This is a genomic window from Paenibacillus antri (genome assembly GCF_005765165.1).
In the GTDB taxonomy this organism is placed as follows: domain Bacteria; phylum Bacillota; class Bacilli; order Paenibacillales; family YIM-B00363; genus Paenibacillus_AE; species Paenibacillus_AE antri.
Genome location: NZ_VCIW01000004.1, coordinates 113,061 through 139,678 on the forward strand (window position 1 = coordinate 113,061; position 26,618 = coordinate 139,678).

Genomic DNA, 26,618 nt, shown 5'->3' on the forward strand with positions numbered 1-26,618 from the left:
TAAGGAGAGCTGAACCATATGATCCCTGCTATCAATCCGACGACCGTAGGCGGTTGGTCGATTCCGTTTCGCGACTTCTTGGATGCCGCGGCTCGCGCGGGGTTCCCCGCGATCGATTACTCGATCGAGCCGTTCGCGGAAGTCGCGCGGACACAATCGCTCGAAGCCGCTCGGGAGCTCCTCGCGGCAAGAAGCTTGGCGATCGGCTCCTTCGGCCTCCCGGTCGAATTTCGCAAGGACGAAGACACGTTCGCCGAAGGGCTGCGGCGGCTTCCCGAGCTCGCGAAGCTGGCGACCTCGCTGGGCGCGGACCGCTGCTGTACTTGGCTGTGGCCGGCCACCGACGAACCGGTCGCCGAATACACGTCCCGATTTATCCGAAGGCTCCGCGCATGCGCTTCCGTTCTCGAGGAACATGGCATTCGGTTCGGCGTCGAATGGGTCGGCACGAAGACGCTGCGGACGATGAAGCATGACTTCATTCATACGCTGCCGGGCGTGTTGGAGCTGATCGGCGCGATCGACCGCCCGAACGTCGGCGTGCTGTTCGACAGCTTTCATTGGTTCACGTCCGGCGCGACGACGGACGATATTCTCGCCTTGAGGCCGGAGCAGATCGTGCTCGTTCATATCAACGACGCGCCGGACCGGCCGGTCGACGAGCAGGTCGACGACCGGCGACTGCTGCCCGGAGAAGGCATCATCGATTTGAACGGGATGCTGAACGCGCTCAGGCGCATCGGCTACGACAGCTTCGTCTCGGCCGAAGTGTTCAGCGACACGCTGCCGCTTCTCGGGCCCGAAGGGGCCGCGCGGAAGACGAAGGAAGCGATGGACCGCGTCTTGGGCGCGGCGAGCGAAGGAGGGAGCGGGCGATGAAGAGCGCCGCGATTTTGGCCGAACGGAAGGCCGGATTAGTGGAACTGCCGATTCCGAAGCCGTCGGGGGACGAAGTGTTGGTGAAGGTCATGGTCGCGCCGATGTGTACGGAGTACAAGGCGTTCTTGGACGGAGCGCCTAATTCCTGTCTGGGCCACGAAGCCGTCGGGGAGGTCGTCGAAGCCGCCGCGTCGGGACCGTTCCGCTCGGGCGACCGCGTCATCTCCATGCCGCTCTCCGGCTGCGGCGTCTGCGACCTCTGCTTGTCGGGCGATTACATCCATTGTTTATCCAACCCGATGCGAGACGCCGCCATGGCGCAATACGTCGTGAAACCGGCGCATGCCCTAAGGCGCATACCCGACGAAATGAGCTACGAACGCGCGGGGCTCGCTTGCTGCGGCCTCGGCGCGTCGTTCGGCGCGATGCAGAAGCTGGGCGTCGGGGCGTTCGATACGCTGCTTATTACCGGACTCGGTCCGGTCGGGCTCGGGGCCGTCGTCAACGCGGCGTTCCGCGGCGCCCGCGTCATCGCGGTCGAGTCCAATCCGTACCGGGCGGACGTCGCGAGACGGATGGGCGTGGACGCCGTGATCGATCCGCGCGACCCGGAAGCGCTGCAGCGCATCCGGGAGGCGACGGCCGGCGCAGGACCCGACTTCGCCCTCGATTGCTCCGGCGTTCCGGCCGCGCACCGGCTTTGCATCGACGCCGTGCGCCGGAAGGGGAAGGTCGCTTTCATCGGCGAATGTCATACGGACACGCCGATCGTCGTCAGCCGCGACCTCATCCGCAAGGGCATCTCGCTCGTCGGCTCCTGGCATTACAACTTGAACGATTTGCCCCTGCTGTTCCAAGTCATCGAGAGATCGCCCCTCGTCGACCTGTTGGTCACGCATGTATTCCCGATGAGCGACATTCAACGGGCGTTCGAGACGTCCGTCTCCCAGCAATCCGCCAAAATCATGCTGAAGCCTTGGGAGTAGACGAAACGCGAGGGCGAACGACGCAAGCGCCGGACCTGGGGTCCGGCGCTTTTTCCCAAAAAGATAGGAGAGAAGTCGATGCACGCGACAACGACAACGGCAACGACGATTGTCGATACGGATATCCATAACGAGGTGCTGCGGCAAGAGGACCTGCTGCCGTACTTGCCGGAAGCGTGGCACCGGCAATGGATGACGGCCGGCACCGGCATCGGCATGCCGTATTATTCCCCGGTCGGCGTTCTGCGTAGGGACGCGGATCCGGGGAACGGGGGCGTACCCGGCAGCGATCCGGGCGTCATCGTCAGAGATCACTTGGACCGGTACGGATTCCGGTACGGCATCTTGAACTGGGGCAGAGCGCTCGAGATGCCGATCCACCCCGACCCGGATTACGGCAACGCGGTCGTCTCCGCGCATAACGAATATATGGCCGACGCTTGGCTGCCCGCCGATCCCCGCTTCCGCGGCTCCATCGTCGTCAATCACGCCGATCCGCAAGCGGCCGCGAACGAGATCGACCGAATGGCCGGCCGCCCCGGCTTCGTGCAGGCGATCATGTGCAGCGCGGCTAGGCTGCCGTTCGGGCAGCGCTGCTACCACCCGATCTACGAAGCGGCCGAGCGCAACGGCTTGCCCGTCGCGATTCATCCGGGCACGGAGGGAAGGGGCGTATCCGGCGCGCCGACCCCATCCGGTTACCCCACGCGGTATATGGAATGGCATAATATTTTGCCGGCGAACTACATGACGCATGTGAACAGCCTCGTCTGCGAAGGCGTGTTCGAGAAGTTCCCCGGGTTGAAATTCGTATGCATCGAAGGCGGCGTCAGCTGGCTGCCCGCCTTGATGTGGCGCATGGATAAAAACTATAAAGGGCTTCGATCGTCCGCGCCATGGCTGAAGAAGCCCCCGTCGGAATATATCAAGGAGCGCGTCTATTTCACGACCCAGCCGATCGAAGAGCCCGGCATGCCGGAGCATCTTCACAGTATCCTCGACATGGCCGGCATCGAAGACCGCGTCATGTATTCGAGCGATTACCCGCATTGGGACTTCGATCCGCCGAACGTCGTCGCCTCCGCCATCCCGAGGGCGATCCGTTCGAAGGTCATGGGCGGCAACGCGATGGAGCTGTACCGACTAGAATAGGGAAGGGGCGAGCGAATTTGGCCATCCGATTCGTGGCCGCGGCGGACGATGTCGCCGAAGGGACTTCGATCCTCGTAGACGTGGAAGGGCGATCCATCGGCGTATTTCGGTTAGGCGGACAGTTTTACGCCATTCATAATTATTGTCCCCACGCCGGGGCGCCGCTCTGCCGGGGGCAGGTCGTCGGGACGACGCTCCCCTCCGCCGTGTACGAATACGTCTTCGGCAGGCAAGGAGAGATCATCCGGTGTCCCTGGCATGGGTGGGAGTTCGACATCAAGTCGGGGCGCTCGCTCGCGAATCCGAAGGTCCGGGCGAAATCCTACGAAGTCAGCGTCGTGGACGGGAAGATCGGCATCGTCGTTTGAAAATAGAAACATCCTCGCAGCGATCCTATGAAAAGATTGCCAATCTCCCAATATTCCGAGTAAAATAGTGGAATATTATAGAGTGGAGGGATTGGCATGATTATAAGAGACATGACGTTGCTTCGCCGACTCGTCGCGGGCGGCGCGGCCGCGGCGATCGCTTGCGCGGCGGCGTTCCCGGTCGCGGCGGCGGCCGCGCCGGCGGAAGACGCGAACGACTACGCGCTGTTCCTGGAAGAGAAATACGACATCGCCTTCGGCGCATCGACGCAGAAGGGCGACTTCCTCGAAGCGATGCAAGAGACGCTCGAGCTGGACGCCAAGACCGTGAAGATCGCCTTCGAAGACGTAACGAGCGACAGTTCGTGGTTCGAAGCGGCCGCGGCGCTGTACGGCGCCGGCATCATGACGTCGACGACCGTGCAGCCGGAGTCGACGTTGACCGCGCCGGGCGCCGTCTACTTGGCGGTGAAGGCGTCGGGCCTGAAGGAGTTGGCCTACTCGTACAAGGCGGACAAGGCGAACGCGGCGTTATCCAAGGCCGGCCTGACGCCGTCCGCGTATTCGCCGCAAGCCGCGAAGGAGCTGGCTGCCGCGATCGACGCCGGCCTGCTGCCGGAGGCGTATTACAAGGAGGTTGCGGAGGGAGGCGCCGCGTCGAACGCCTTGCTCGCGACGCTGCTCGGGAAGACGCTCGCGTTCAACGACCGGTACAAGCATTACCTCGGTTCCTCCAGCGACGCCGACATCTACGTCAAGCTGCAGGATGCATATCGGACGTCGGATCTGATTCAGGCGCCTGAGCTCCAAGAAGTGGTGGATACGGCGCTGAAGCAGGACCTGCTGACCGGCTACAACCTGAAAGATTCGCGGTACGATCCGAATTTTGTCGATTCGTTATCGCTGACGTACGGGCACGACAACCTGCAGCATGCCGTCCAGCTGATCGGGCTGCTGCGCAGCGAAGGCATCGACGCGCTGGTGCAGTTCGAGCCGAAGACGTCGGCGTTCATCTACTTGAAGGAGTGGGGCGAGCCGACCGAATCCGACAGCTATCAGGTCGTGCAGATCGAGAACGGCAATTATATCGCATACGCGAAAGAATACGACCTCTCGTTCGAATTCGAGACGGCGGCGGACAAGGCGCGGTTCCAGGACATCGTCCTCGCCTACGCCAAGAAAAACAGCGACGACGCGGCCGGCTTGATCGCTTCGTCGTGGTGGCAGCCGCTGTACTATTCGTTCACGGAGCTCGAGGGCTACGATCTCATTACGAACAATAAGATCGAAGGCTCCGGTCCGTACTACGCGCAGTCGTTCTCGCTGAACGCGGCGTCCGAGGCCATCGTCGACGGGTTCGAAGCGCTCGATCCGGACGTTGAAGTCGAAACCTATACGTTTTGGGTCGATCCGCCGTTCTTCCGCTATTTGAACGGGGAATCGATGTAAGCCAATCAGGCGCGCCGCAACATTCGTTGCGGCGCGCCTTTTCCATGCGATTTAAAAGCCCCTCGACCTCTCCCGGTAGTCCTGCGGCGAGCAGCCGGCCCATCGCTTGAACAGCCTGGAGAAGTAATTGGCGTCCTCGAAGCCGAGCCGCCGCGCGACGTCCGAGACGCGTTCGTCCCGCCGTTCCAAGGCGCGCTTCGCCTGCTCGAGCTTCACGAAGTGAACGTATTGCAACGGCGACATCCCCGTCGCTTGCTTGAACCGCTTCCGCAGCTGCGATTCGCCGAGGCGCGCAAGCTCGCACAGCTCCGCGACGCTCGGCATCCGCTCGCCGCTGCACACGATATATTCCGCGATCCCGGCAATCTGCGCGTCCGCGATCGGAAGGGCGTCGTCCGCCCGTCCGCCGCTTTCCAACGCGCTTTCGATCAACGCGCCGAGCAACAGCAGCATGTGCCCCTGCAGCGTCAATCTTCGCGTGACGGCGTCGGACGCATCCAGCTCCGCCATGAAGGACATCGCGTCGCGAACGCGCTCCGGCGCTCGTTGTTTGGCGGGGACCGGTACCCAATCCGACCATGCCTTCGAGGGGAAGAAGCCGATCTCCGCGTCGAAGTTGACGCTGCAGAGCTCGATCGTTTCGCCGATCGCACGGCTGGCCGCGACCGCGTTCGCCGGAAGGAAGGCGAGATCGCCCGACTCCGCGCGGAACGACTCGCCGTCGACGGCGAACGTAAAGCGGCCCTCCCGTACGTACCACAGCACGTTATGATTCAGCTTGCGCGGCGCGATCGCCCACCGGTAATCGAGCCGGTACATCTTCGCGGAATAACACGTCGCGGTCATCGAATCCATCCACAGTTTTGCGCCGAGCCTCTCCGGCATCGTACCGCGCCTCCTTACCGATCATTCGGAATCCTTAGGAATTATTGTAACGAAGAACGCGCGTTTTGTGCTAGAGAAGATCGATTTGCCGCCTGACGCCGAACGCCGCAGAGACGCTAGGATAGAGAGGAGACAAATTTATCGAAAAGGCGGGAGTTACGCATGATCGTTGCGGGGACGGAGTTTTCGTTGGAGCGGTACCGGACGGAGGGGTACAGCGGGCCGATCGCGGGGCTGAGCTTGGAAGAGGCGGAGGCGGGGTACCGGTCGTTCTTCGAGACGCTGGGACAGTCCCGGCATCGGCCCGGACCGACGTCGGCGAACTTATCGGCGTGGCATCATCGGCATCGGTGGGCGTACGACCTGGCGACGCACCCGCGGATCGTGCAGGCGATGCGGTCGATCCTCGGGCCGGATATAATTTTGTGGGCGATGCATTTCTGGTACAAGGAACCGAGGAACGAGAAGTTCATCCCTTGGCACCAAGACATCAATTACTGGCCGATGGAGCCGGAGATCAATGCGACGGCATGGGTCAGTCTAGGATTTTCCTTGACGGAAAACGGCTGCCTGCGCGTCATTCCGGGGACGCACGAGCTGGATGCCGAGCATACGAGCATGAACGACGGGACGAGCGCGTTCGGCGAAGGGCTTCGCGGCGACTTGGTCGACGAGTCGGAGGCGGTCGACGTGGAGATGTCGCCCGGACAGATCGTCTTTTTCAACGAGAGATTATTTCATGGCTCGAACCGGAACGCGTCGGACATTCCGAGGGTGGCATTCTCGGTACGGTATACGACGCCGGAGGTCGCCTTCAAGTTGGACGACTGGGGCGGGGACAAAAGCCGGATTCGCACGTTCTTAGTGTCCGGGGAGGATCGGTATCGGCGCAACGACGCGATCCGCGGGGTCGTACCGAATGAATGAAATAAAATATATGTCGATATAAAAAAAGTGCATTCGCTTTATTCCGTCTTCGGACTATCATGAAATTAATTATAAAACAGGAGGCTTGGTCATGAGGACGGAGACGGTCACGACAGACATTACGGTAATCGGCGGGGGGCTTGCGGGCGTATGCGCCGCCGTCGCCGCGGCGCGGCTCGGGCGAACGGTAGCCCTCGTGCAGAACCGGCCCGTGCTCGGCGGCAACTCGAGCAGCGAGGTTCGCGTCTGGGTGTGCGGCGCGACGGCGCACGGTACGCAGCGGTATGCGCGGGAGACGGGGATCATGGGCGAGATGTTCGTCGAAAATCAATACATCAATCCCGAGGGCAATCCGTATTTCTGGGATCTCACCGTGCTGCAAACCGTTCGCGCGGAGAAAAATATACAACTGTTCCTCAACACGGACGTGCATGAAGTCGAAGCCGACGGCCCAGAGGACGACCGTGTCATTCGTTCGGTCACCGGTTGGATGATGGGCAGCGAGCGGCGCATTCGGTTCGAGAGCGAGATGTTTCTCGATTGCACCGGCGACGGGCTGGTCGGCTTCCTCGCGGGGGCGAAATACCGGTTGGGTCGGGAAGCGCGCTCGGAATACGACGAGGAATGGGCGCCAGAGGTCGCGGACGACATTACGCTAGGCAGCACGCTCTTGTTCTACACGAAGGATGTCGGCCAGCCGGTGAAATACATCGCGCCGGACTTCGCCAAGGACATCACGAAGACGTCGATTCCGCTGCGCCGCGTCATTCGAAGCGGCGACAACGGCTGCGCGTACTGGTGGATCGAATGGGGCGGAGAGTTGGATACCGTCCACGACAACGAACGAATCCGGGACGAGCTGTGGGCCGTCATATACGGCATCTGGGATTATATTAAGAATTCCGGCAAGTTCGACGCGGAGAACATGACGCTCGAGTGGGTCGGCTCGCTGCCCGGGAAGCGGGAATACCGGCGGTTCGTCGGCGACTACGTCCTGAACCAGAACGACATTCTCGAGCAGAAGGCGTTCCCCGACCGCGTCGCCTTCGGCGGCTGGTCGATCGATCTGCATCCGCCGCAAGGCGTATACGCCGAGGAAAGCGGCTCGAAGCATCTCCATATGAACGGCGTGTATTCGATCCCGTTCCGCTCGCTCTATTCCGCGAACGTCCGGAATATGCTCATGGCGGGCCGCAATATCAGCGCGACCCACGTCGCCTTCGGCACGACGCGGGTCATGGCGACATGCGCGGTCATCGGGGAAGCCGCCGGGTCGGGCGCCGCCTTGGCGGTACAGAAGGGCGTGACGCCTCGAGAGATCGCGAACGACCATATCGACGAGCTGCAGCAAATCATGCTGCGTCAAGACGCCTCCATCGTCGGTCTCCGCAACGAAGACGCGCTCGACTTGGCGCGTCGGGCTGCCGTCTCCGCCTCGAGCGCGCGGACGACGATCGCCGTGACGTCGCCGGAAGAGAGCGTCCCGTTAGCCGAGGACGTCGGCATACTCATCCCCGTTAACCCGGCGGTGGAGGGCGTTGAGCTGCTGCTCGACGCCGACTCCGCGACGACGGTCGAGGTAGAGCTCTGGAGCACGGGGCGGGCGGAAAATTACGTTCCGCACGAGCGCGCGGCGGCGGCGGCCGTCGACGTTCCGGCAGGCGAGCGGCAATGGGTTCCGATCGACCTTCGCTGGCGTCCGGACCAACCGCAGAACGCGTTCCTTATCGTGAAGGCGAACCAGGCGCTTAAGCTGTACCGATCCGGCGAGGCGCATACCGGCATTCTGCCGTTCGTCAAGAGGGAGCAGCCCGACAGAGATCCGAAGCTGGAGTTTCAATTGCAGCAGCAGGTCGTCGTCTGGCGGATGAACGGGCAAGCGCGCAAGCCGTTCTGCTTGAAGGTCGCTCCGGCTACGAACGCTTACGAGCCGGCCAACGTCGCGGGAGGCTATCTCCGGCCGTACGGCGGACCGAACCTATGGTCTTCGGCCGACCTCGCGGAGGGGCGCCCGGAGTGGATCGAGCTGAGCTGGGAGGAAGAGATCGAGGCGGGCGAAATTCATCTGGTGTTCAACGACGACGTCAACGAAGACTTAATCAATCTGCATCATCATCGTACGCCGTTCGAAGTCATCCCGGAGCTGGTGAAGGATTATGCGATCGAAGCGTTCGCGAACGGCGAATGGACGACGCTGCATCGGGAGACGGGCAACCGCCGACGCAAGCGCGTGCACAAGCTGGCGGAGACCGTTCGGACGAAGCGGCTGCGCGTCGCGGCGGAGGCGACCAACGGCTCTCCCCGCGCGGAAATCGTCGAAATTCGAGTATATTAATGGAAACCGAAGTACCGTCAGGCATGCGCCTGACGGTTTTCTTTTCTCCGCTTATCCGCGCGCAAGCCTCTCGGAAGCAGGAAAAAGGAGACGGATGCCTAATAAATATTGCAAACGCTTACTATCACTCGACAGAAGGAGGTTCGCCCCGTGACGATGAATCCCGTAACCGTTCTGATCGTAGACGACGAAGTGCCGATTCGCCAGGAGCTTCGCGCCTTCCCGTGGGAAAGCTGCGGCGCCGTTTGGTTCGGCGAAGCGGAGAACGGAGAAGAAGCGCTCGCCATGTGCGAGCCGCAGCCTCCCGACATTATCGTCTCGGACATTACGATGCCGACGATGGACGGTCTGACGCTGCTTCAAGAGGTGCGCCGCCGGTACCCTTCCGTGCAGTTCATTCTGCTGACCTGCCATAGCGAGTTCCAATACGCGAAGGAAGCGATCCGGCTGGGCGCTCAGGATTACATCTTGAAAGTATCGCTCGACGAGGAAGAGGTCGGCGGCGCGATTCGGAAGGCGAAGGAGGCGTTGATCCGGGATCGGGGCCATCGGCGGCAAGAACGGAAGCTGGATCGCGCGAAGTCGGCGAAGCGGCTCGAGGCGCTCTTGCACGAGTTCCGCGAGCGAGGCCGTTCGAGCCCGCCGGAGATCGATCCGGAGGAGTGGGCGCGGTTCGGCTTCGGCGATCGGTTCCCGTACCGCTTCGCGCGGCTGTGGCTTCCGGTGCCGCCCGAGGCGAGCTTGCTCGCGCAGGACGTCGTTCATACGGCGCTCCTCGACTTCGAACAGCAAAACGCGGATTGCGTCGCGTGGTTTCCGATGCACGGCGACGAATATACGATATGGTTTTCCGCTTGCGAGTCCGCCGAACGCGTGCTGCCCGCGCTGGAGAAGCTGCTGCGGGACGTTCGGACGGCGGCCGCCGCCGCGTCGCTCGTCGACGAGGACGAGCTCGTCTTCCGCGCGGTCGTCGGCGATGCTGTTCGGTGCCGGTCGGACGCGCTCGCGGCCGTTCACGCGACGTCGGAATGGAAAGAGGCGGCGTTCTATATCGACGACGCGTCGGAGCGGCTTCGACTCGGCGTGCCGGAGCCGACGCGGGAGCTGACGGAGGAGCACCGGAGGACGCTCTCGGCCGGGCTTCGGCAAGCGGGATGGGATGCCGACAAGCTCGTCCGCTACGCCGAAACCGAGCTGGCGTCATGGTGCGCGGCGCACCGGATCCGGCCCGCGCCGCTCAAGCAGTGGCTGTCCCAATGGCTGACGGATTGGATGTCGGGGCGGGGCGCGGAAGGCGCGGCGTACGCGAAAGCCGCGGACATCGCCGCGGCGACCGATCTGCGGACCGCGCTGGACGCGTTCGTTCGGGCCGTTCGTTCCGTCGACGCCGGCGAGGAGAGGTCCCGTCCGGAAATCCGGGAAGCGCGGCTGTGGATTCAGGACCGGCTGCAGGAACCGCTGTCGCTGCCGATGATCGCGGAGCGCGCCGGGCTCCGTCCGGAATACTTCAGTCGGTTGTTCAAGGACGAGACGGGAGAGTCGGTAAATCAATACATTACGCGGCTCCGGATGGAGAAGGCCATGGAGCTGCTCAAGCATTCGCAGTTGAAGGTTTACGAGGTGGCGGAGGCGGTCGGCATTCCGAACTATCGGTATTTCACGTACACGTTCCGCAATTGGGCGGGAGCCGCGCCTACGGACGTCAAGCGCAATCAGCGCTCCGCCGATCGCGGCAGGAACGAAGGTGGCCCGTCATGAAGCTGCTCCGATGGTACAACCGGCTCGGCATCGCGACGAAGCAATTCGTCTATTTGTTTTTCGTAACGCTGACCTTATTTCTCGTGCTCGCGTGGAGCAACCTGAACGAAGCGGAGTCTTTGTTCAAGGCTCAGGTGACGCGGGACGCCGAGCTGCTCGTCGCAAGGACGAATCAATACATCGACGCGAGCCTCGACAGCGTGGAAAATATGCTGCTGCTGCTCTCGACGCGGCATGACCTGCTCGACGACGGCAACGAACGGCTGGCGGTTAAGACGCTGCAGGATTTCGCGAACTACAACAGCTCCATCGCAAGGACGCTATATCTTGTCCGCGCCGACGGCAAGGTGTATTCCAACACGCAGGTGTCCTACGATATCATCGGGAATCCGTATCTGCAGAGCTTGTACGAGGAGGCGTTGGGCAATTACGGAGCCATCCGGGTCAGCGAGCCGTACGTCTCACCGCTGTCCGGCCATACGCTGGCCTATATGCGTCCGGTCGCCGACGAGCGGACGAAGGAAATCAAGGGCGTCGTCATCGCCGAAATCAATCTCGACCTGCTGTCCTCCCGCATCGCGCCGCTCATCTACCAGTCGTTCGCGCTCATCACCGCGAACGGCAACGTCGTGAACCGGCTGGAGCCCGGAGAGAAGCTGCTTCCCGTGCAGCCCCGGACGTACCCGCCGGAGCTGCTGCCGGACTTCGAGGCGAAGCTGCCCGAGCTGAAGACCGGCGTGGACAGCCTCTCGGTCGGAGACGAACGGCTCGTCGCGGTCAAATCGAACAAAAACCGTCTCGGATGGTCGCTGATCGCCTTCATCCCGGAGGACTATTTCTACAAGGATTTGCAGCCGCTGTATACGAACTATCGGACCGCCTCCGCCGCCATGATCGTCATTCTGCTCTTCAGCGCGTACATGCTGTCCCGTTCGTTCACGAAGCCGATCCGCAGGCTCGTCGAGAAGATGGACCGGCTGCACGACGTGCAGATCGTGTCCAAGCTGTCGGAGACGAGGCAGGACGAGATCGGAAAGCTCGCGCGAAGCTTTAATGCCATGCTCGAACGCATTCATCTGCTGCTGCAGGAGACGAAGCGCGCCGAAGAACAGAAGAAGGAGTACGAGCTGAAGATGCTCCGCAGCCAGATCGCGCCGCACTTCCTGTACAACACGTTGGCCTGCATCAGCAGCTTGGCGAAGCAGCAGCGCATCGGGGAAGTGCGGCAGACGATCCGTTCGCTCGTCGGACTGCTGACGTTCAGCTTCGATAAACACGGCGAATTCGTCACGCTGGAGGAGGAGCTCGAAGGGCTTCGCATGTACATGCATATCCAACAGGTGCGTTACGGCGCGAACTACGCGTACGACATCGATATCGACCGTTCCTTGCTGTCGAACCGCATCTTAAAGCTCACCCTGCAGCCATTGGTGGAGAACGCGTTGTTTCACGGCATCGCGCCGAGAGGCGGAGGAACGGTATCGATCAAGGGCCGAGCGGAAAAGGGGAGGCTGCGCCTGTACGTTCGCGACGACGGCGTGGGGGTGCGTTCGAGCGACGCGCGGGACGTTCTGCGAAAGCAAACGAACGAGCCTTCGCGCCATCGGTTCACGGGCATCGGCATCGCCAACGTGCATGACCGGATCCGCATTCATTTCGGCGAGCCGTACGGCCTCAAGATCGGCGGGCGCGAAGGGGCGGGCACGGTCGTCCGCATCGATCTGCCGCTGACGAAGCTCGCCGCCGCAACTGACGGAGCCGTTCGCCTCGCCGACCGGGCGTAGCGCGGCTCCGTCTTCTTTTTTACAAAAATTCGAACACTTTTTCAGGTTTTGTGCATAACGGCCGACGGCGAAAATCGACTACACTGATTTCAGCGGGTGACAGCGCTTACAAATCGGATGGAGAGGGGAAATCCATGGTCGGAAACGCCTTGCGAAAATTCGGGCCGTTCTACTTGATGCTCTTGCCCGGCGTCGTTTATTTCATCGTCTTCCGTTACTTTCCGATGTACGGAATGATCATCGCCTTCAAAGATTTCGCGATCATGGAAGGCATCATGGGCAGCGATTGGGCGAACCCGTGGTTCAAACATTTTCAGACGTTCTACAATTCGCCCTACTTCGAACAGCTGTTAACGAACACGCTGCTTATTAGCTTGTACAAACTCGTCTGGGGGACCGTTCCTCCGATCCTGTTGGCGCTGCTGCTGAACGAATGCCGCGTCAAGTGGCTGAAGTCGATCGTACAGACGCTGACGTATATGCCGCACTTCCTGTCCTGGGTTATCATCTTCGGCATCCTGCTCGCGCTGTTGTCCCAGAACGGAGGGCTGGTCAACCGCTGGATCGTGGATGCAGGCGGAGAGTCGATCCCGTTCCTCACGTCGACCGACTATTTCCGAAGCATCTTGGTCGGCTCGGAAGTATGGCAAAACCTCGGGTGGGGCGCCATCATCTACTTAGCCGCGATCGCGGGCATCGATCCGACCCTGTACGAAGCCGCGAGGGTCGACGGCGCCAGCCGCCTGCGGATGATTTGGCACATTACGCTTCCCGGCATTCGCAGCGTCATCGTTCTGCTGTTCATCTTGAAGCTCGGACATCTGATGGACGCCGGCTTCGACCAAATTTACATCCTATATAACATTCAGGTGTATCCGGTGGCCGACATTCTCGACACCTGGGTATATCGAACCGGTCTGCAGCAGCTCAATTTCAGTCTCGCTTCCGCGGTCGGATTGTTTAAATCGCTCATCGGCATGGCGCTCGTCCTTCTGGCGAACAACATCGCGAAGCGGTGGGGGGAGGGCATATGGTAAGAAATCTCGAGGATAAGCTGTTTAACGCGGTCGTTTATACGATTCTTGCGTTCTGCGCGCTGATCGCCGTGTTCCCGCTTTTGTACGTCGTCTCCGTCTCCATTACGCCGTTCGGGGAAGTGCTGCGCAACGGGGGCTTCATCTTGATTCCGAGGGAAATCACCTTCACGGCGTACAAGACGCTGTTGACGGGATCGAATTTGCCGCAAGCGTTCAAGGTGACGGTCATCATCACGGTCGTAGGCACCGCGATCAATCTCGTACTTACGGGTTTGATGGCGTATCCGCTCAGCCGCAAGCTGCTGCCGGGCCGGCAGTTCTTCCTTCTGATGATCGTGTTTACGCTCATTTTCAGCGGCGGTTTGATCCCGACGTACCTCACCGTCAAGTCGGTCGGCTTGCTCGATACGATCTGGGCCATGATCCTCCCGAACGCCATATGGAGCTTTAATGTGCTCATTATGAAAAGCTTCTTCGAAGGACTTCCCGAGGAGCTGTTCGAGTCCGCCAGGATGGACGGCGCGAAGGAATTTCGAATCCTGCTGCAGATCGTCGCGCCGTTGTCGGTGCCCGTCATATTGACGATCGGTTTGTTTTACGTCGTCGGGCACTGGAACGAATTTTTCCAAGCGATATTTTATGTCACGGACCGCACCTTGTTCCCGCTGCAGGTTATCGTCCGCGAAATATTGATGCAAAGCCAACAACCGCTGGAGAACGCGGACAACGTCATGCCGACGCAGACGATGCAGATGGCGTCGGTCATGATCGCGAGCCTCCCGGTGTTGATCGTCTACCCGTTCATCCAGAAGCACTTCACGAAGGGGATGCTGCTCGGCTCGATCAAGGGGTAACCCGAGACGACGTACGGGATCTGGCCAGACGTACGACGGCTCGCTCGCCAATATATAAGATTAGGAAAGGGGCACTCTTCCTATGGACAGAAGGAAGTTATCGTTGGGATTGACCGCCGCCGTTCTGTTGGTCGGCACGGCGCTTGCGGGCTGCAGCGGAGGGAACGGCGGCGCCGCGACGCCTTCGGACGCCGCGGAAAGCGGGAAGGGAGCGGCGGCGTCCGGACAGACGCCGGCCGATGCCGGAGACGCATCCTCCGGGAAGACGATCAAGTTGGAAATCATCGAAGGCGGCAACAATCTCCCGTCTCCGGATCAGGACATCATTAAGCAAGAGCTCGATAAGGCGCTGAACCTCGATCTCAACTTAACGGTATACGCCTCCGGCGACGATTACAAGAACCAACTGAACGTACGGATGGCCTCCGGCAACTTCCCGGACCTATTCTCCGTCGACCGGCAGCAGCTGATCGAATTTTCCAAACAAGGGCTGCTTCTGGACTTAACGCCTTACATGGATAAGCTGCAGCAGGTGGAGACGTTCATCGGGGAAGACAGCTTGAAGAAAGGGATGGTCGACGGCAAGGTGTACGCGATCTCCAAGAGCCCGCAAATCCCGTACAATACGTACTTCATTCGCAAGGATTGGCTCGACAAGCTGCAGCTGCAGGTGCCGACGACGATCGAGGAGCTGAAGGCCGTATCCGTCGCGTTCGCGAATAACGATCCGGACGGCAACGGCAAGAAAGACACGTTCGGATTGACCGGGGGCAAGCTGGGCGGCGCGTTCGCGCCGGTGTTCGGGGCGCACGGCGTAGCGAATCCGGGACAGTTCTACGTGAAAGACGGCAAGGTCGTCAACTCGCTGTACGATCCGGCGATGAAGGACGCGCTCGCGTTCATTAAGTCGATGATCGACACCGGCTCCGTCGACCCCGAGCTGCTCGCCAATACAGCGCTGCAGCATCAGGAGAAAGCGATCAAGGGGCAGGCGGGCATTATCTACATCGATTGGCCGAACTTGACGAAGGAGCAGTTCGTGGAGCAGATCGCGACCGTCAATCCGGACGCGGAGTGGATCCAGATCGTCGCGCCTGCCGGTCCCGGCGGCCAATACGACGGCGCTTGGGATATCGGGGCGACGCCGGGCCGGTACGCCATTCCGAAGGCGCTCGAGAAGGATCCGGTGAAGCTGCAGCGCGTGTTCGATCTCCTCAACTACATCTCCGATCCGGAGGGCGGCTCGATGCTCGTTCAGTTCGGGGTGGAAGGGACGCATTACACGCTCGACGGCGGCAAAGTCGTCATGACCGATAAGGCGGGCGACGTCGGCTACTCGTGGTTGTACCAATTCACCGGGCGACCGGAGATGGAGTACTTGCAGGCGAAATTCGCGAAGCAAGCGGCGTTCATCGAGTTCGCCAACGACCAGCCCCGCATCCAGGCGCTGAACGGCTTCATCGACCTGCCGGAAGGCTTCGTCGCGGCGGACGCGGACCGGTACATCGAGGAAGAGCTGGCGAAATTCGCGTACGGCAAGCGGGATCTCGCCGAATACGACGACTTCCTGAAGACGCTGGAGACGACCATGAATTACAAAGCGTTGGTGGATGCGGCCGTACAGCAGCTGAATGCGCTCGGTTATGGAAACTAACGATAGCGCTCGCGATAACTTCACGGAGGTGACAAGCGTGTCGACGCAGCAAGCCATGGACATCCCGGCGCTGAAGCGGCAGTTCCAAGCGCAAGGCTATTTGCTTCTCCCCGGCATATTGAGCGAAGAGAAGGTGCGGCGATTGAACGAAGCGGTCGACGCCGTATTGGCCGAAGAGGAAGAAAGCCTGTCCTACAATATTTATAACAGCGTGGAACGGCATCCGGAATTTCTGTCCTTGATCGACGAACCGACGATGCTGCCGCTCATCGTCAATCTGCTCGGGTACAACATTCAGCTTCATATTTCGCATTTGACGGTGCGCAGGCCGAACCCGAAATTAGAGAAAACGGCGACGAACAGCTTCATCGATTGGCATCAGGACGGTCCGCACCCGCAGTTTCCGAAAATCGGCGGCCTCACTTCAACGTATTACATTAAAGCGTGTTATATCCTAAGCGATATGTCGAAGCCGGATCGAGGCAATACGAAGGTGATCCCGGGCAGTCACGTCAAGCCGTACAATCCGAACCAAAAGGATGTCCGAGTTCACCTGGACGACGAGGTTCAATTGTGCGGCCGTCCGGGCGACGTGTTCGTCTTCGCGCAAAATCTGTGGCACGCCGGCGCGCCGAATACGTCCGAATACACGAGGCGGCAGCTGTTCATGGGGTACAGCCCGATCTGGATGCGGCCGATCGATTATCACGAGGCGTCCGAGAAGCTGCTCGAAGGCGCGGACCCGATTCGCCGTCAGCTGCTCGGCCGAATCAGCGACAACAAGTTCAAGTATTATGTGCCGGAAGAGTCCATGGTGCCGTTGAAGACGATGTATTTAGGAGATTAGGAAAAGGAAAAGGGCATGGGCTCCCGGATGGGGGGCTCCATGCCCTTCTTTCGTCGCTCGTTATAGATAGCTTGCTAGTTTTAACAGCAGCGCCGCGCGTTCCTCGGCGATCGACTTGCCGGAGAGCGCTTCGAGCTGGTTCGCGAACGCTCGGAGCGAGCCCGCCTCGGCGTGCTCGTTCCCTTGTGCCGCGGCTTCCTGCGCGCTGCGCAGCTTCGCCGTCAACGCATTCGCGATGCCTTCTTCGTCCGGGACGAAGCGGGCGACGAGCTCGGCTAGATCATCGTAGTTTACGGTCACTTCGAATTCGAAGACGGCGGTCGCGACGTTGCCGGCCCGATCCTCCGCGGTCGCCGACACCGAATGCGTCCCCGGCTCGAATTCGAACGCCGGGAGGGCGACGTGAAGGTCGGCGCAAGAATCCGAGGCGAGTCCGGACATGGCATCGGCGGCGGCGCAGCCGAGATACACGTCCTGCGTCACCGAATACGTCGCTTGGCCGGAAAAATCAATGATCGGCGCAGTTTTGTCGATGGATACTTCGAGCGTCTTCGGACTCTCCTCGATGCCGGAGGCGTTCGTCGCGTAGTAGGTGATTAGCGTCTTGCCTTTCTGCGTCACGTTCAGCTGAACCGCATCGCCTCTCGACGTCGTCGGAGGAAGAGACAGCGCGCCTTCCGCAGAGTAAGTAATCGAGTAGGCGCGGTCCGCGGCGATCGACACCGTTACATCCGAGTTCACCCAACCGTTCGAGTTCGGCGCCGGCGTAACGATCGCCGTCGAAACCGGAGGGACGCCGTCCTTCACCGTCACGAAGAAATCGTCATAGTACGCCGTCGCCATGTTATACCGAGACGTCACGGCCAAAAATCTAGCGTACGCGGCGTTCGCCGGCGCTTTGCCCCTCAGCGTCACCTTCTGCCATTGCGACAGCCGCGATTCGTCCAGATGCGTCTCGAGTGTAGAAATCGTGTTGTTGTTCGCGTCGAAAAATCGGAACATAAGACCCGGTTGGCCGGACTCGATATACAGATGCGCGCCGGCTTCATATTCCTCACCAGGCGTAACCGGAATCTTATCCCCGATGACGGCGACCGAACCCGTTCGGGTGGCGTCCGTCGTCTTTAAGCTGAAACCGCCTGTATGACTGCGAGCTCCGCTCACTTCGTACGAATAGCCGGCGCCCGGGGCGAAGAACGGACTCCATCCGGGGATCGCCGAACCGGACGTTGGCGACTCGAAGCTTGCGTTGTTCACCGCAAGCGGTACGTTCGGGAACGGTTCTCGAATGTCGCCGTCGACTTCGATACGATATAAAATGGTGTTCGTCTGCATATCCGTCAAATACAGATGACCGTCGAACCCGAGGTCGAAGCGGGACGTATCGGCCAAGGTCCGCGATTCCAGCGTCTCCGGATCGATGACCGTCAGCTTGTTGTTAAACAACACATACAGAAGACCGTCTTCCGACCAACGTAACGGATGATGCGCCCATTGGCTGAAGTTCAGCTGCGCATGAACCTTCTTGCTCTTCACGACTTCGTATGTAACCGGGTCGATCGCGAAGATGTACTCGTACGACGCGCCCCAGATCAAGCCGTCGGGACCTGCGGACAAGTCGCCGATAAAGATCGGCTTCTCCAGGCCGGGAACGCGGAGCGGGAACTCGGCGATCTTGCGTTCGGCGGCGATGTCCCAAACGAAGATCTTCGCTTCTTCCTCCGTCGGCTCGGAGCCGAGGCCGCCGCGAATCGTCGTCGAACCGAACAGCTTGCCGTCCGACACCGCGGTGCTCAGCACGCTTTGGTTCGCAACGATGTCCTTGTGCACATCCAACCGACCGGTCGCGGTATCGTACACGGTGAGAGAACCACCGAGGTTGCCGTAGCTCGCGATCGTGGAGATGTACAGCTTGCCGTTCGCGCCGGACATATGCACGAGGCGCTCCTGATCGTTGCCGAGAACCGCCAGCTTCTTCGGATTGGCGTCGCCGGGAGGCGCGGAAAGATCGAATTCGTGCAGGCTGCCTTCCGGATATACCCCGAGATACGCTTTATCGCCGATGACATATACGCTGTCCGCTTGGCCGATACTGAACGGAACCGCGGTTCGGTCCGTCAGATTCACAAGCGACGAACGCGCCTGGGAGCCCGTGGTAATCGCGTGGGTCTCCGACACGATCGCCAGACGATTCACGACGCCCGGCAAGCCGGGAATGACGGGAGGGTAGAGGCGAACCTGCTTCGTCTCGATATTCATGACCGTCACGCCGCCGTCGTAACGGACCGTGACCAAGTTTTTCCCCGGAAGGTCGGGGTTGTTCGGGAACTCGACCCAGTCCGCGCCGCGGAAGCCGCTGCCGTACTCCATGCCGGTCTCTTCCACGACGAGCGTCGACAGGTCGATCGTCTTCAGCTTCTTATCGGACATGAAATACAGCTTCCCATCGAGAGAGTCGGTCGCGTGCAATCCGGTTACGTTGTCCAGAACGACATCGAGCCAGCTTTCGGTCTGCGTGTCGTAGAGGAACGCCTCGCCCGGAATGCCGCTGCCGTCCGTATACCGAGCCAGCAAATAGCGGTCGTCGATCGTGCTGAGATCGTATACCGTGTCTTCCTTGACCGGAAGCGATGCGGCAATGTTCGTTTTCTCGCCGGTGTCGACGTCGACGCGGACGATCTGGCGGTGCGCGGTGCCGGCATAGACGTTCCCGCCTTGGTAGGCGATGGAGCGTACGTATTCCTGATCCAGCGCGCCGATCATGCGGCCGTAATCCCGTATTTCCTTCGAAACCGGGTCGTAACGGTACACCTTGCCGCCGGGATACGTCCCGACATACACGCGCCCTTGTTCGTCGGTCGTGATGCTGTTCGGCACCGATTGGCCGGAGAACGCTGCGACTTGAACCGGCGTCTTCGCGACGGGGGAATAGTGCCACAGTCTGGCGCCGCCGCCGTCGGCCGCCAAATACAACGAGCCGTCCGGCGCGATCGTATGCGCCCAGGAACTTTCCGACGGAGCGAGCGGAAGACTGCGGAGCAACTTATAGTCGTCTAGGTCGATCACGTTGAGATAGCCGGGCTTTCCTTTGGCCGTCGCGTACAACACGTTATGCCCGTCTTCTTTCCCGACCGTTCCGTTAAACACGGCTACCGTATAATTGTTAGGGATGAGAAGTTCTTCGGGGGTGCCGTACGTCTTCTGCGACAATCGGCTTTCTTCGGCGACGGCCGCGGTTCCGCCCAACAGGGAGAAGGCGAGCGCCGCGGATAAAGCGAACGCGGGAACGCGGAAAGCGATTTTCTTCATAAACAGCCTCCTTGAACATGCGATTTTTCGATCCAGTATGCGGTTTCGAATCCGACTCGCCGTCCCTTCGCAGGGGATGCCTCCTCTCCAACGATTTTCGAAGGTCTTTTCTCTAGTATCCATCTGGTTCCCATAATAGGTGAATGCGGTTGGATCGTCAACGATTTCTGTCACTAATTTTTCATCATTGGTACATGACTGGTTCCCTAATTGTTGGGGGGGGAATGGCTGTGTTATAATGAGCCGAATATTGGAAAATTCGATAGGGCAGGTCAGGTGATACGATGAGCGGCAAACCGGATCGCGTAACGTTCGAAGCTCGCATGAACGTCATCCTGACGGAGCTTCGCAAGGAGATCATCTCCGGGATCCGCCCGCAAGGCAGTTATTTACCTTCCGAGACGGTGCTGGGCGAACAGTTTCGGATGAGCAAGAAGTCCGTGCGGAAAGCGCTCGAATCTCTCGTGGACGAAGGCTTGATCGTGAAAATCCCGCGCGTGGGCAACCAAGTGTCGATCCGAGAGAAGGAGCCGCTTGCGGTCATTAGATTAGGCGTATATCCCTCGATCGAAGAGCAAGGCGTACTGGCCGGCTTGCTGGAGCGGTTCGGACGAACGTATCCCAACGTTCGGGTAGAGACGGTGACGCTGCCGTACAGCCGTTACCCGTCCAGCGTCAAGGGATATTTGGACGAAGGCTTTCTGGACGTCTTCACGCTGAACAATCGAAATTTCGCGGATCTGGAGCATTCCGACCATCTCCATTTGGTGGAGGAGCGGATGCCGAACCCGGAGCTGCACCCGTTTTTGTCCGAACGGTTTCGAGCGGGCGGGAAGCTGTACGCGACCCCGTTCCAATTTTCGCCGGTCGTGCTTTGTTACAACAAGGATCTATTCAAGCGCAGCGGGTTGAAGGAGCCTCACAGCGGCTGGAGCTGGAAGGAGCTGCTCGATTGCGCCGTAGCGATCAAGGAGACATCCGGGGTTTACGGGTTTTACGCGCATATCGAATCGTTGAACCGATTTCCTATATTTCTGCTTCAAGCGGGGTATCGGTTTCTTCGGGACGATGACGGCGGCTACCGGTTCGACGATCCCGCATTATGGGATATCTTGACAGACTGCCGGCGACTGCTGCATGGCCAAGGCGTCCCGCCGGCGTTCCTGTCGGAAGGCGACGCGGGGGCGGAGACGTTGTTCAAGGAACAGAAGACGGGCATGATCATGACGACGTACTACGGTTTACAGCTGCTTAAGTCGGTTCCGTTCGCGTACGACATCTCCCCGCTGCCGTTCGGACGACTTCCGAAGACGCTGCTGCTCGTCACGGGCCTGGCCGTCAATCGGCAGTCCAAACAGAAAGAATCGGCCCGGCTCTTAGTCGATTTCCTTACGGGACCGTCGGCGCAACGAGAGCTGCAGCTGTTTTCGCTGGCGCCGTCCGCGCATTCCGGCGCCGCGGACGAGGCCGAGGAAGCGACGAAGGACGGGCCTTCCCGGTATCGGTTGTATCGCGAGATCGTACCCGCCTTCGCCGATTATAAGGAGTTGGACATTTCCATCGAGGCGTTGGATGCGTTCAGCCAGGAGCTGAAGCTGTTTTGGGCCGGACTGGAAGAGCCGGAAGCGGTGATCGGACGTCTTCACGGGTAAGGGCGCACCTTCGCCCGGAAGCAGAGCGTTTCGGAGGAGAAGAGGTCATTACTCGGTAACGGCCGAAATGGAGGAACGGGAATGAACAAGATCGTGTACGTATTAGGCGAGCTGAACGTCGATCTTATTATGACCGGAGACGACGTCACCCCCGAATGGAACCGGGAGAAGCTCGTGAATTCATTCGATATGGCGCTCGGTTCATCGTCGGCGATCACGGCTTGCGGTCTTGCGGGGCTCGGCCTCGATGTACGGATGGTATCCGTCGTCGGCGACGACGAGTTCGGGGCGTTCTGCATCGAGCGACTGAAGGAGAGAGGCGTGTCGGTCGAACACGTCGCCGCGCTGGAAGCCGAGAAGACGGGCGTGACGCTCTCGCTCTCTACGAAGCGGGATCGGGCGCTGCTTACGTATATGGGGACGATCTCGATGCTGCGGCCGGAGCATCTACCCGAGCGCATGCTCGATGAAGCCGATCATATTCACTTCGGCTCGTATTTCTTGCAGGGGAGCATGAGGCCGCATTGGTTCGCATGGTTTCGGAAGGCGAAGGAACGCGGCATCACGACCTCGTTCGATACCGGTTGGGATCCGAGCGAACGTTGGTACAAGGATGAAATTTCGGAGCTGCTCGCGGTCACGGACTATTTCGTTCCGAGCGAAGACGAACTCATGAACATCTTCGGCGGCGAGAGCCTGTACGAGACGCTTGACGCCGTACCGGCCCATCCGGGCCGGATCGCCGTGAAGTGCGGCGCCCGCGGCGCGGTGCTGGCGGGCCCGGGCAAGGAGCGGATCGTCGTCGGACCGTTCCCGGTCGAACCGGTCGATACGACCGGGGCGGGCGATTCGTTCAACGCCGGGTTCATCTATGCGAGCCTCGCCGGATTTGAGGACAAGGAAGCGCTGAGGTTCGCGTGCGCCTGCGGCGCGCTGGCGACGACGCGGATCGGCGGCGCGAGCGGCGTCCCTTCGCTGCAGGACGTAGAAGCGATGTTGAAATCGCCGAACTAACGACAACGGAGAGGCTCCTTAAGGGGAAGCCTCTCCGTTTCGTTTCTAATGGCAAAACAGTCCGAAATTCCGAAGCGGCCAGAAAGTAACCGGCTGGCTCAAGAAATAAAGCACCTCTTCGAATCGCGAGACGGGTACGACCAACAGCTCCTTATCGATAGCTCTTACTTGCTCGTAAGCTTCGACCGGTACGAAAAACACCTTCGGCTCCGAGCGTAAAGCCGCCTGCGTATACGCCTCGATATCGTCCACCATACCGATCGATCCGTCCGGGGCGACGGAGCCGATCCCCATGACGGATTGCCCCTGCGTCACGTCTTCGCTTAAGGTCGCATCCCAGCGCGCCAGCGTCTTCATCAGCGCATGCGGGTCCGTCGCCGCGCCGTCCGCGGCATAGAAGCTCTCCGGCACCTCGAACGGAAGCTCGTATAAGTCCCCGAAGTCCTCCTCCGACAGCTCGGCGAGGCCGAGACCGTTCGAGCCGGACGCTTCGTCGGAAGCTTCGGCTCGGTTCCACGGCTGCCGGAACAGCTCGACCGCCAGGGCGGCGCGCAGCTCCACGTTAGGCGCCGAGATGGCGCCCTTCTTCCCGTCGACCGAGTAATCGCTCGCCTCGGCGGGACCGACGGTATGAACGCCGGGGACGGGGAAGCACAATACCGCCGGAACGACGAGCGCCAGGGCGGCGACTCGGGAAGACCAAGCGCGAATGCCGCGCCATTCGAACGCATAGAACAGCAGGCCGGCCGCTTGCATCATAATCATCCCGGCCATTGGCAATACTTTGAACAATCCTAGAATCGCCGCGAGCAGTAGGAAAATAGAGAACAGCCGACGTCCGATGCCGATGCCGCGTCCCGCGACGTCGGCCTTCGCCGCGTTCGACGCGCCGAACGCGAGCGCGGCCGCGCCGGACGCCGCAGCGGCCCAGTCCGAGCCGGCGACGAAATACGCGTAACAGGCGAGAAGATAGAGCGCCGCATATAAGATCATGCCTATGATTCTTATCGTCATCTCATTTTTCTCCTAAATTAGGTTGACGTATAGATCAATAATTTCTACAATAAACCGGTATCCCAAGTATCCCTCTGGGGATTACCGATATTATATACAGCCACAGACCAAAAGTCACGGAGGAGAAACCAAAAATGCGTAACATTCGTTGGAGAAAACCGTTGTTCGCGTCGATCGTACTCGTGTTGGCATTGACGACGGCGGCATGCGGGGGTCAACCGCAAGGGAACGGAGCAGAGCAAGGGGCGTCCGAAGGAGCGCAAGAAACGCAGAAGCAGAAGCTTCGTCTCGGCTATCTGAATGTCATGGACGACGCGCAGACGATTCTCGCGCATCGCGCGGGCTTCTACGAGAAGCACGGCTTGGACGTCGAGATGCAGCTGTTCTCCAGCGGCACCGACTTGATCAAGGCGATCGTCGGCGGTCAGCTGGACGCGGGCGTGCTCGGCTTCTCGAACGCGTTATCTTGGCTCGATAAGGGAGCGGACCTGAAGATCGTCGGCGGCGCGCAAATGGGCTACCATAGCATGCTCGTCGAGCAAGACAGCGGCATAACGAGCGTCGAGCAGCTGAAGGGCAAGAGCGTCGCTTCCCAGAGCCAAGGCAGCACGGCCGACATCGTCTTGAACGGCGTCGTCTGGAAGCAAGCGGGTCTTGCTCGCGAGGAAGTGACGATGCAATACGTCTCTCCGGCGGTCGCGATTCAATCGTTGGCTTCGAAGAAGGTCGACGGCGCATTCGTCTTCGAGCCGTACGCATCGATCGCGAAGATGACGTATCCGGTGAAAGAAATTTACGAAATCGGTCAGCAGTGGCCGTTCCCGTGCATGGTCGTCATCGCGTCGGGCGACATCGTGAAGAACAACCAAACGGCGGTATACGACATGCTGGACGCGCAGAAGGAAGCGATCGACATGCTCGAGAGCGATCCGGAAGCGGCGGCGAAGTTTATCACCGACGATTTCATTACGGAAGATACGCTCACGAAGCTCGACGGTTCGACCGTCCCCGCGGAAGCGGTTATTCAGGCGTCCATCGAATCCCAACAATTCAACTGGGAGATCACGGAGCAGGATATCGCCCGGATGGACGAGGTCGCCTCGTTCATGGTCGAGCAAGGCATCTTGACCGCGAAGCCGGACGTGACGACCGCGCTTGACCTGAGCTGGCAAGAGCAGCAGCAAGAATAGGGTGCGACACGATGCGAAGCATTCGTAACGTTTGGCCGTTCCTGGCTGCAGTGGCGTCGCTGTTGGCGCTGCTGCAGCTCGGGAATTGGCTGAATCCGATCATTTTCCCATCGCTGCCCGCCGTATTCGATCGACTCGTTGGCAGCCTGAACGACGAGAAGTTCTGGCAGACCGTCGGGGCGAGCCTGTACCGGCTGTTCGTCGGATATCCGATCGCTTGCATCGTCGCGGGATTTCTGGGGCTCGTCGCCGGACTGTACCGCGGTTTTGCGTTATATTTGCGTCGCTTGATCGCCATTCTGCAATCCATCCCGCCGATTACTTGGCTGCCGTTCTTAATGATCATCTTCGGCTTCGGCGACGTTCCGATCATCCTCATCGTCATGATCGCCAGCTTCTTCCCGATGGCGATCTCGGTCATGAACGGAACGGAAGGCGTCATCCGCACCCATCTGGAAGTCGCCAAGGTGCTCGGCGCGAACAAGGGTCAGCTGCTCCGCAAGGTGTATTTGCCCGAGACGTTCCCGGCGTTCATTACGGGGGCGCAGGTCGCTTTCGGCAACGCCTGGCGATCGCTCGTCGCGGGCGAGATGGTCGGCAGCACGATGGTCGGACTCGGCTTCTCGATTACCTTCACTGCGAATGTCGCCGATATGAGCGGTCTCATCATGTATATCATCGTCATCGGCACGTTCGCGACGCTGCTGGACCAGGTGCTGCTCGAGCGGTTGAAACGCAGACTTCTTCGCTGGCGGTACGTCGGCGGTGGGGAGGAACGATAAATGCAAACGTTGGAATTGCGTCAAGTCAGCAAGTCTTTCGGCGATTTGCAGGTGCTGAAGGACATTCGTCTAAAGGTTGAACGGGGCGAATTCGCGGCGATCGTCGGACCGTCGGGCTGCGGCAAGAGCACGGCGCTCCGGATGTTCGCGGGGCTCGAGACGGCTACGGAAGGCGAGGTACTCTCCGGAGACGTCAAGATCGAAGGACCGTCGCCGCGCCGCATGATGATCTTTCAAGAGCACGCGTTATATCCATGGCTCACGGTCGAGCAGAATGTCGGAATGGGCTTGGAGATCGCGAATATACCAAAGAACGAGCGCCTTCCCCGAATTAACGAGGTGCTCGATAAGGTGAACCTCACCGGATTCAATCACTATTTCCCGTCCCAGCTGTCCGGCGGCATGCGGCAGCGCGTCGCGATCGCGCGCGCGCTCGTCATGGATCCGGAGATCTTGCTGCTGGACGAGCCGTACGGCGCGCTGGACGCGATGACCCGGCTGAAGATGCAGAACGAGCTGATCCGGATTTGGCACGGGACCGGCAAGACGATGCTCCTGATTACGCACGATATCGACGAAGCGCTGTACTTGGCGGATAAAGTGTACGTCATGAGCCCGAGGCCCGGTCAGATCATTCGCACGATCCGTCTCGACAGCCCGCGGCCGCGCAACCGGCACAGCCAGGAGTTCGTCTCGCACCGACAAGAAATCATGCAGCTCTTAGGACTGGAAGAGTAAGAGC

General features: G+C 60.2%; 21 protein-coding genes. 18 read left to right on the forward strand and 3 right to left on the reverse strand.

Annotated elements, in window-relative coordinates; genetic code table 11:
• Positions 1 to 18: 18 nt before the first annotated feature.
• From FE782_RS08275 to FE782_RS08295, 5 genes are all read left to right on the forward strand, one after another.
• Complete coding sequence (locus FE782_RS08275) at positions 19 to 879, forward strand: sugar phosphate isomerase/epimerase family protein (RefSeq protein ID WP_138193613.1); 861 nt, start codon at positions 19 to 21, stop codon at positions 877 to 879.
• On the forward strand, positions 876 to 1,865 hold the full coding sequence (locus FE782_RS08280; protein WP_138193614.1) for a zinc-dependent alcohol dehydrogenase: 990 nt from the start codon (positions 876 to 878) through the stop codon (positions 1,863 to 1,865). The genes FE782_RS08275 and FE782_RS08280 overlap by 4 nt, the downstream gene beginning before the upstream one ends.
• 78 nt (positions 1,866 to 1,943) lie before the next feature.
• Positions 1,944 to 3,017 carry an amidohydrolase family protein gene (locus FE782_RS08285; protein WP_138193615.1) on the forward strand — a complete coding sequence of 358 codons (1,074 nt, stop codon included), beginning with the start codon at positions 1,944 to 1,946 and terminating at the stop codon, positions 3,015 to 3,017.
• Positions 3,018 to 3,034: 17 nt separating this feature from the next.
• Positions 3,035 to 3,385 (forward strand): Rieske (2Fe-2S) protein, encoded by a 351-nt coding sequence (locus FE782_RS08290; RefSeq protein ID WP_138193616.1) that lies wholly within the window; start codon positions 3,035 to 3,037, stop codon positions 3,383 to 3,385.
• A gap of 96 nt (positions 3,386 to 3,481) precedes the next feature.
• The gene (locus FE782_RS08295; protein ID WP_138193617.1) at positions 3,482 to 4,834 is read left to right on the forward strand and encodes a hypothetical protein; all 1,353 of its coding nucleotides are present in this window, start codon (positions 3,482 to 3,484) and stop codon (positions 4,832 to 4,834) included.
• Between the two features lie 51 nt (positions 4,835 to 4,885).
• On the opposite strand, the gene FE782_RS08300 is transcribed toward FE782_RS08295, so the two are convergent.
• Positions 4,886 to 5,719 (reverse strand): AraC family transcriptional regulator, encoded by an 834-nt coding sequence (locus FE782_RS08300; protein WP_138193618.1) that lies wholly within the window; start codon positions 5,717 to 5,719, stop codon positions 4,886 to 4,888.
• Positions 5,720 to 5,881: 162 nt separating this feature from the next.
• Here FE782_RS08300 and FE782_RS08305 point away from each other — a divergent pair, with 162 nt between their 5' ends.
• From FE782_RS08305 to FE782_RS08340, 8 genes are all read left to right on the forward strand, one after another.
• On the forward strand, positions 5,882 to 6,646 hold the full coding sequence (locus tag FE782_RS08305; RefSeq protein WP_138193619.1) for a phytanoyl-CoA dioxygenase family protein: 765 nt from the start codon (positions 5,882 to 5,884) through the stop codon (positions 6,644 to 6,646).
• 91 nt (positions 6,647 to 6,737) lie between these two features.
• Positions 6,738 to 8,981, forward strand: coding sequence for an FAD-dependent oxidoreductase (locus FE782_RS08310; protein ID WP_138193620.1), 2,244 nt, complete (start codon positions 6,738 to 6,740; stop codon positions 8,979 to 8,981).
• 156 nt (positions 8,982 to 9,137) lie between these two features.
• On the forward strand, positions 9,138 to 10,739 hold the full coding sequence (locus FE782_RS08315) for a response regulator (protein WP_238392403.1): 1,602 nt from the start codon (positions 9,138 to 9,140) through the stop codon (positions 10,737 to 10,739).
• On the forward strand, positions 10,736 to 12,523 hold the full coding sequence (locus FE782_RS08320) for a sensor histidine kinase (RefSeq protein ID WP_138193622.1): 1,788 nt from the start codon (positions 10,736 to 10,738) through the stop codon (positions 12,521 to 12,523). The genes FE782_RS08315 and FE782_RS08320 overlap by 4 nt, the downstream gene beginning before the upstream one ends.
• Before the next feature lie 134 nt (positions 12,524 to 12,657).
• On the forward strand, positions 12,658 to 13,560 hold the full coding sequence (locus FE782_RS08325) for an ABC transporter permease (RefSeq protein WP_138193623.1): 903 nt from the start codon (positions 12,658 to 12,660) through the stop codon (positions 13,558 to 13,560).
• A complete protein-coding gene (locus tag FE782_RS08330; RefSeq protein ID WP_138193624.1) occupies positions 13,554 to 14,414 on the forward strand; it encodes a carbohydrate ABC transporter permease in 861 nt (286 codons plus the stop codon). Before FE782_RS08325 ends, FE782_RS08330 begins: the two co-directional genes overlap by 7 nt.
• An 82-nt stretch (positions 14,415 to 14,496) precedes the next feature.
• Positions 14,497 to 16,068: an extracellular solute-binding protein gene (locus FE782_RS08335; protein ID WP_138193625.1), complete on the forward strand. Its 1,572-nt coding sequence runs from the start codon at positions 14,497 to 14,499 to the stop codon at positions 16,066 to 16,068.
• A 55-nt stretch (positions 16,069 to 16,123) separates the two neighbouring features.
• Positions 16,124 to 16,915, forward strand: coding sequence for a phytanoyl-CoA dioxygenase family protein (locus FE782_RS08340; protein WP_138193831.1), 792 nt, complete (start codon positions 16,124 to 16,126; stop codon positions 16,913 to 16,915).
• A 60-nt stretch (positions 16,916 to 16,975) separates the two neighbouring features.
• Here FE782_RS08340 and FE782_RS08345 read toward each other — a convergent pair whose 3' ends face one another.
• A complete protein-coding gene (locus tag FE782_RS08345; protein ID WP_158299304.1) occupies positions 16,976 to 20,224 on the reverse strand; it encodes a carbohydrate binding domain-containing protein in 3,249 nt (1,082 codons plus the stop codon).
• 284 nt (positions 20,225 to 20,508) lie between these two features.
• On the opposite strand from FE782_RS08345, the gene FE782_RS08350 reads away from it, so the two are divergent.
• Together FE782_RS08350 and FE782_RS08355 are read left to right on the forward strand one after the other, a co-directional pair.
• Complete coding sequence (locus tag FE782_RS08350) at positions 20,509 to 21,876, forward strand: extracellular solute-binding protein (protein ID WP_138193626.1); 1,368 nt, start codon at positions 20,509 to 20,511, stop codon at positions 21,874 to 21,876.
• Between the two features lie 81 nt (positions 21,877 to 21,957).
• The gene (locus FE782_RS08355; protein ID WP_138193627.1) at positions 21,958 to 22,890 is read left to right on the forward strand and encodes a carbohydrate kinase family protein; all 933 of its coding nucleotides are present in this window, start codon (positions 21,958 to 21,960) and stop codon (positions 22,888 to 22,890) included.
• A gap of 45 nt (positions 22,891 to 22,935) precedes the next feature.
• Here the strand turns inward: FE782_RS08355 and FE782_RS08360 are convergent, their stop codons facing one another.
• The gene (locus FE782_RS08360) at positions 22,936 to 23,904 is read right to left on the reverse strand and encodes a hypothetical protein (protein ID WP_158299305.1); all 969 of its coding nucleotides are present in this window, start codon (positions 23,902 to 23,904) and stop codon (positions 22,936 to 22,938) included.
• A 134-nt stretch (positions 23,905 to 24,038) separates the two neighbouring features.
• On the opposite strand from FE782_RS08360, the gene FE782_RS08365 reads away from it, so the two are divergent.
• The 3 genes from FE782_RS08365 to FE782_RS08375 are packed head-to-tail and all read left to right on the forward strand — an operon-like array spanning position 24,039 to position 26,614.
• Positions 24,039 to 25,094 (forward strand): ABC transporter substrate-binding protein, encoded by a 1,056-nt coding sequence (locus FE782_RS08365; protein WP_138193629.1) that lies wholly within the window; start codon positions 24,039 to 24,041, stop codon positions 25,092 to 25,094.
• An 11-nt stretch (positions 25,095 to 25,105) separates the two neighbouring features.
• Positions 25,106 to 25,876 carry an ABC transporter permease gene (locus FE782_RS08370; protein WP_138193630.1) on the forward strand — a complete coding sequence of 257 codons (771 nt, stop codon included), beginning with the start codon at positions 25,106 to 25,108 and terminating at the stop codon, positions 25,874 to 25,876.
• Positions 25,877 to 26,614 carry an ABC transporter ATP-binding protein gene (locus FE782_RS08375; RefSeq protein ID WP_138193631.1) on the forward strand — a complete coding sequence of 246 codons (738 nt, stop codon included), beginning with the start codon at positions 25,877 to 25,879 and terminating at the stop codon, positions 26,612 to 26,614.
• Positions 26,615 to 26,618: the final 4 nt, after the last annotated feature.

Bases quoted from the DNA above. Each gene is read 5' to 3' on its own strand.
- FE782_RS08275 (WP_138193613.1), top strand. From the start codon at position 19: ATGATCCCTGCTATCAATCCGACGACCGTAGGCGGTTGGTCGATTCCG.
- FE782_RS08280 (WP_138193614.1), top strand. From the start codon at position 876: ATGAAGAGCGCCGCGATTTTGGCCGAACGGAAGGCCGGATTAGTGGAA.
- FE782_RS08285 (WP_138193615.1), top strand. From the start codon at position 1,944: ATGCACGCGACAACGACAACGGCAACGACGATTGTCGATACGGATATC.
- FE782_RS08295 (WP_138193617.1), top strand. From the start codon at position 3,482: ATGATTATAAGAGACATGACGTTGCTTCGCCGACTCGTCGCGGGCGGC.
- FE782_RS08300 (WP_138193618.1), bottom strand. From the start codon at position 5,719: ATGCCGGAGAGGCTCGGCGCAAAACTGTGGATGGATTCGATGACCGCG.
- FE782_RS08305 (WP_138193619.1), top strand. From the start codon at position 5,882: ATGATCGTTGCGGGGACGGAGTTTTCGTTGGAGCGGTACCGGACGGAG.
- FE782_RS08310 (WP_138193620.1), top strand. From the start codon at position 6,738: ATGAGGACGGAGACGGTCACGACAGACATTACGGTAATCGGCGGGGGG.
- FE782_RS08315 (WP_238392403.1), top strand. From the start codon at position 9,138: ATGAATCCCGTAACCGTTCTGATCGTAGACGACGAAGTGCCGATTCGC.
- FE782_RS08320 (WP_138193622.1), top strand. From the start codon at position 10,736: ATGAAGCTGCTCCGATGGTACAACCGGCTCGGCATCGCGACGAAGCAA.
- FE782_RS08325 (WP_138193623.1), top strand. From the start codon at position 12,658: ATGGTCGGAAACGCCTTGCGAAAATTCGGGCCGTTCTACTTGATGCTC.
- FE782_RS08330 (WP_138193624.1), top strand. From the start codon at position 13,554: ATGGTAAGAAATCTCGAGGATAAGCTGTTTAACGCGGTCGTTTATACG.
- FE782_RS08335 (WP_138193625.1), top strand. From the start codon at position 14,497: ATGGACAGAAGGAAGTTATCGTTGGGATTGACCGCCGCCGTTCTGTTG.
- FE782_RS08340 (WP_138193831.1), top strand. From the start codon at position 16,124: ATGGACATCCCGGCGCTGAAGCGGCAGTTCCAAGCGCAAGGCTATTTG.
- FE782_RS08345 (WP_158299304.1), bottom strand. From the start codon at position 20,224: ATGAAGAAAATCGCTTTCCGCGTTCCCGCGTTCGCTTTATCCGCGGCG.
- FE782_RS08350 (WP_138193626.1), top strand. From the start codon at position 20,509: ATGAGCGGCAAACCGGATCGCGTAACGTTCGAAGCTCGCATGAACGTC.
- FE782_RS08355 (WP_138193627.1), top strand. From the start codon at position 21,958: ATGAACAAGATCGTGTACGTATTAGGCGAGCTGAACGTCGATCTTATT.
- FE782_RS08360 (WP_158299305.1), bottom strand. From the start codon at position 23,904: ATGACGATAAGAATCATAGGCATGATCTTATATGCGGCGCTCTATCTT.
- FE782_RS08365 (WP_138193629.1), top strand. From the start codon at position 24,039: ATGCGTAACATTCGTTGGAGAAAACCGTTGTTCGCGTCGATCGTACTC.
- FE782_RS08370 (WP_138193630.1), top strand. From the start codon at position 25,106: ATGCGAAGCATTCGTAACGTTTGGCCGTTCCTGGCTGCAGTGGCGTCG.
- FE782_RS08375 (WP_138193631.1), top strand. From the start codon at position 25,877: ATGCAAACGTTGGAATTGCGTCAAGTCAGCAAGTCTTTCGGCGATTTG.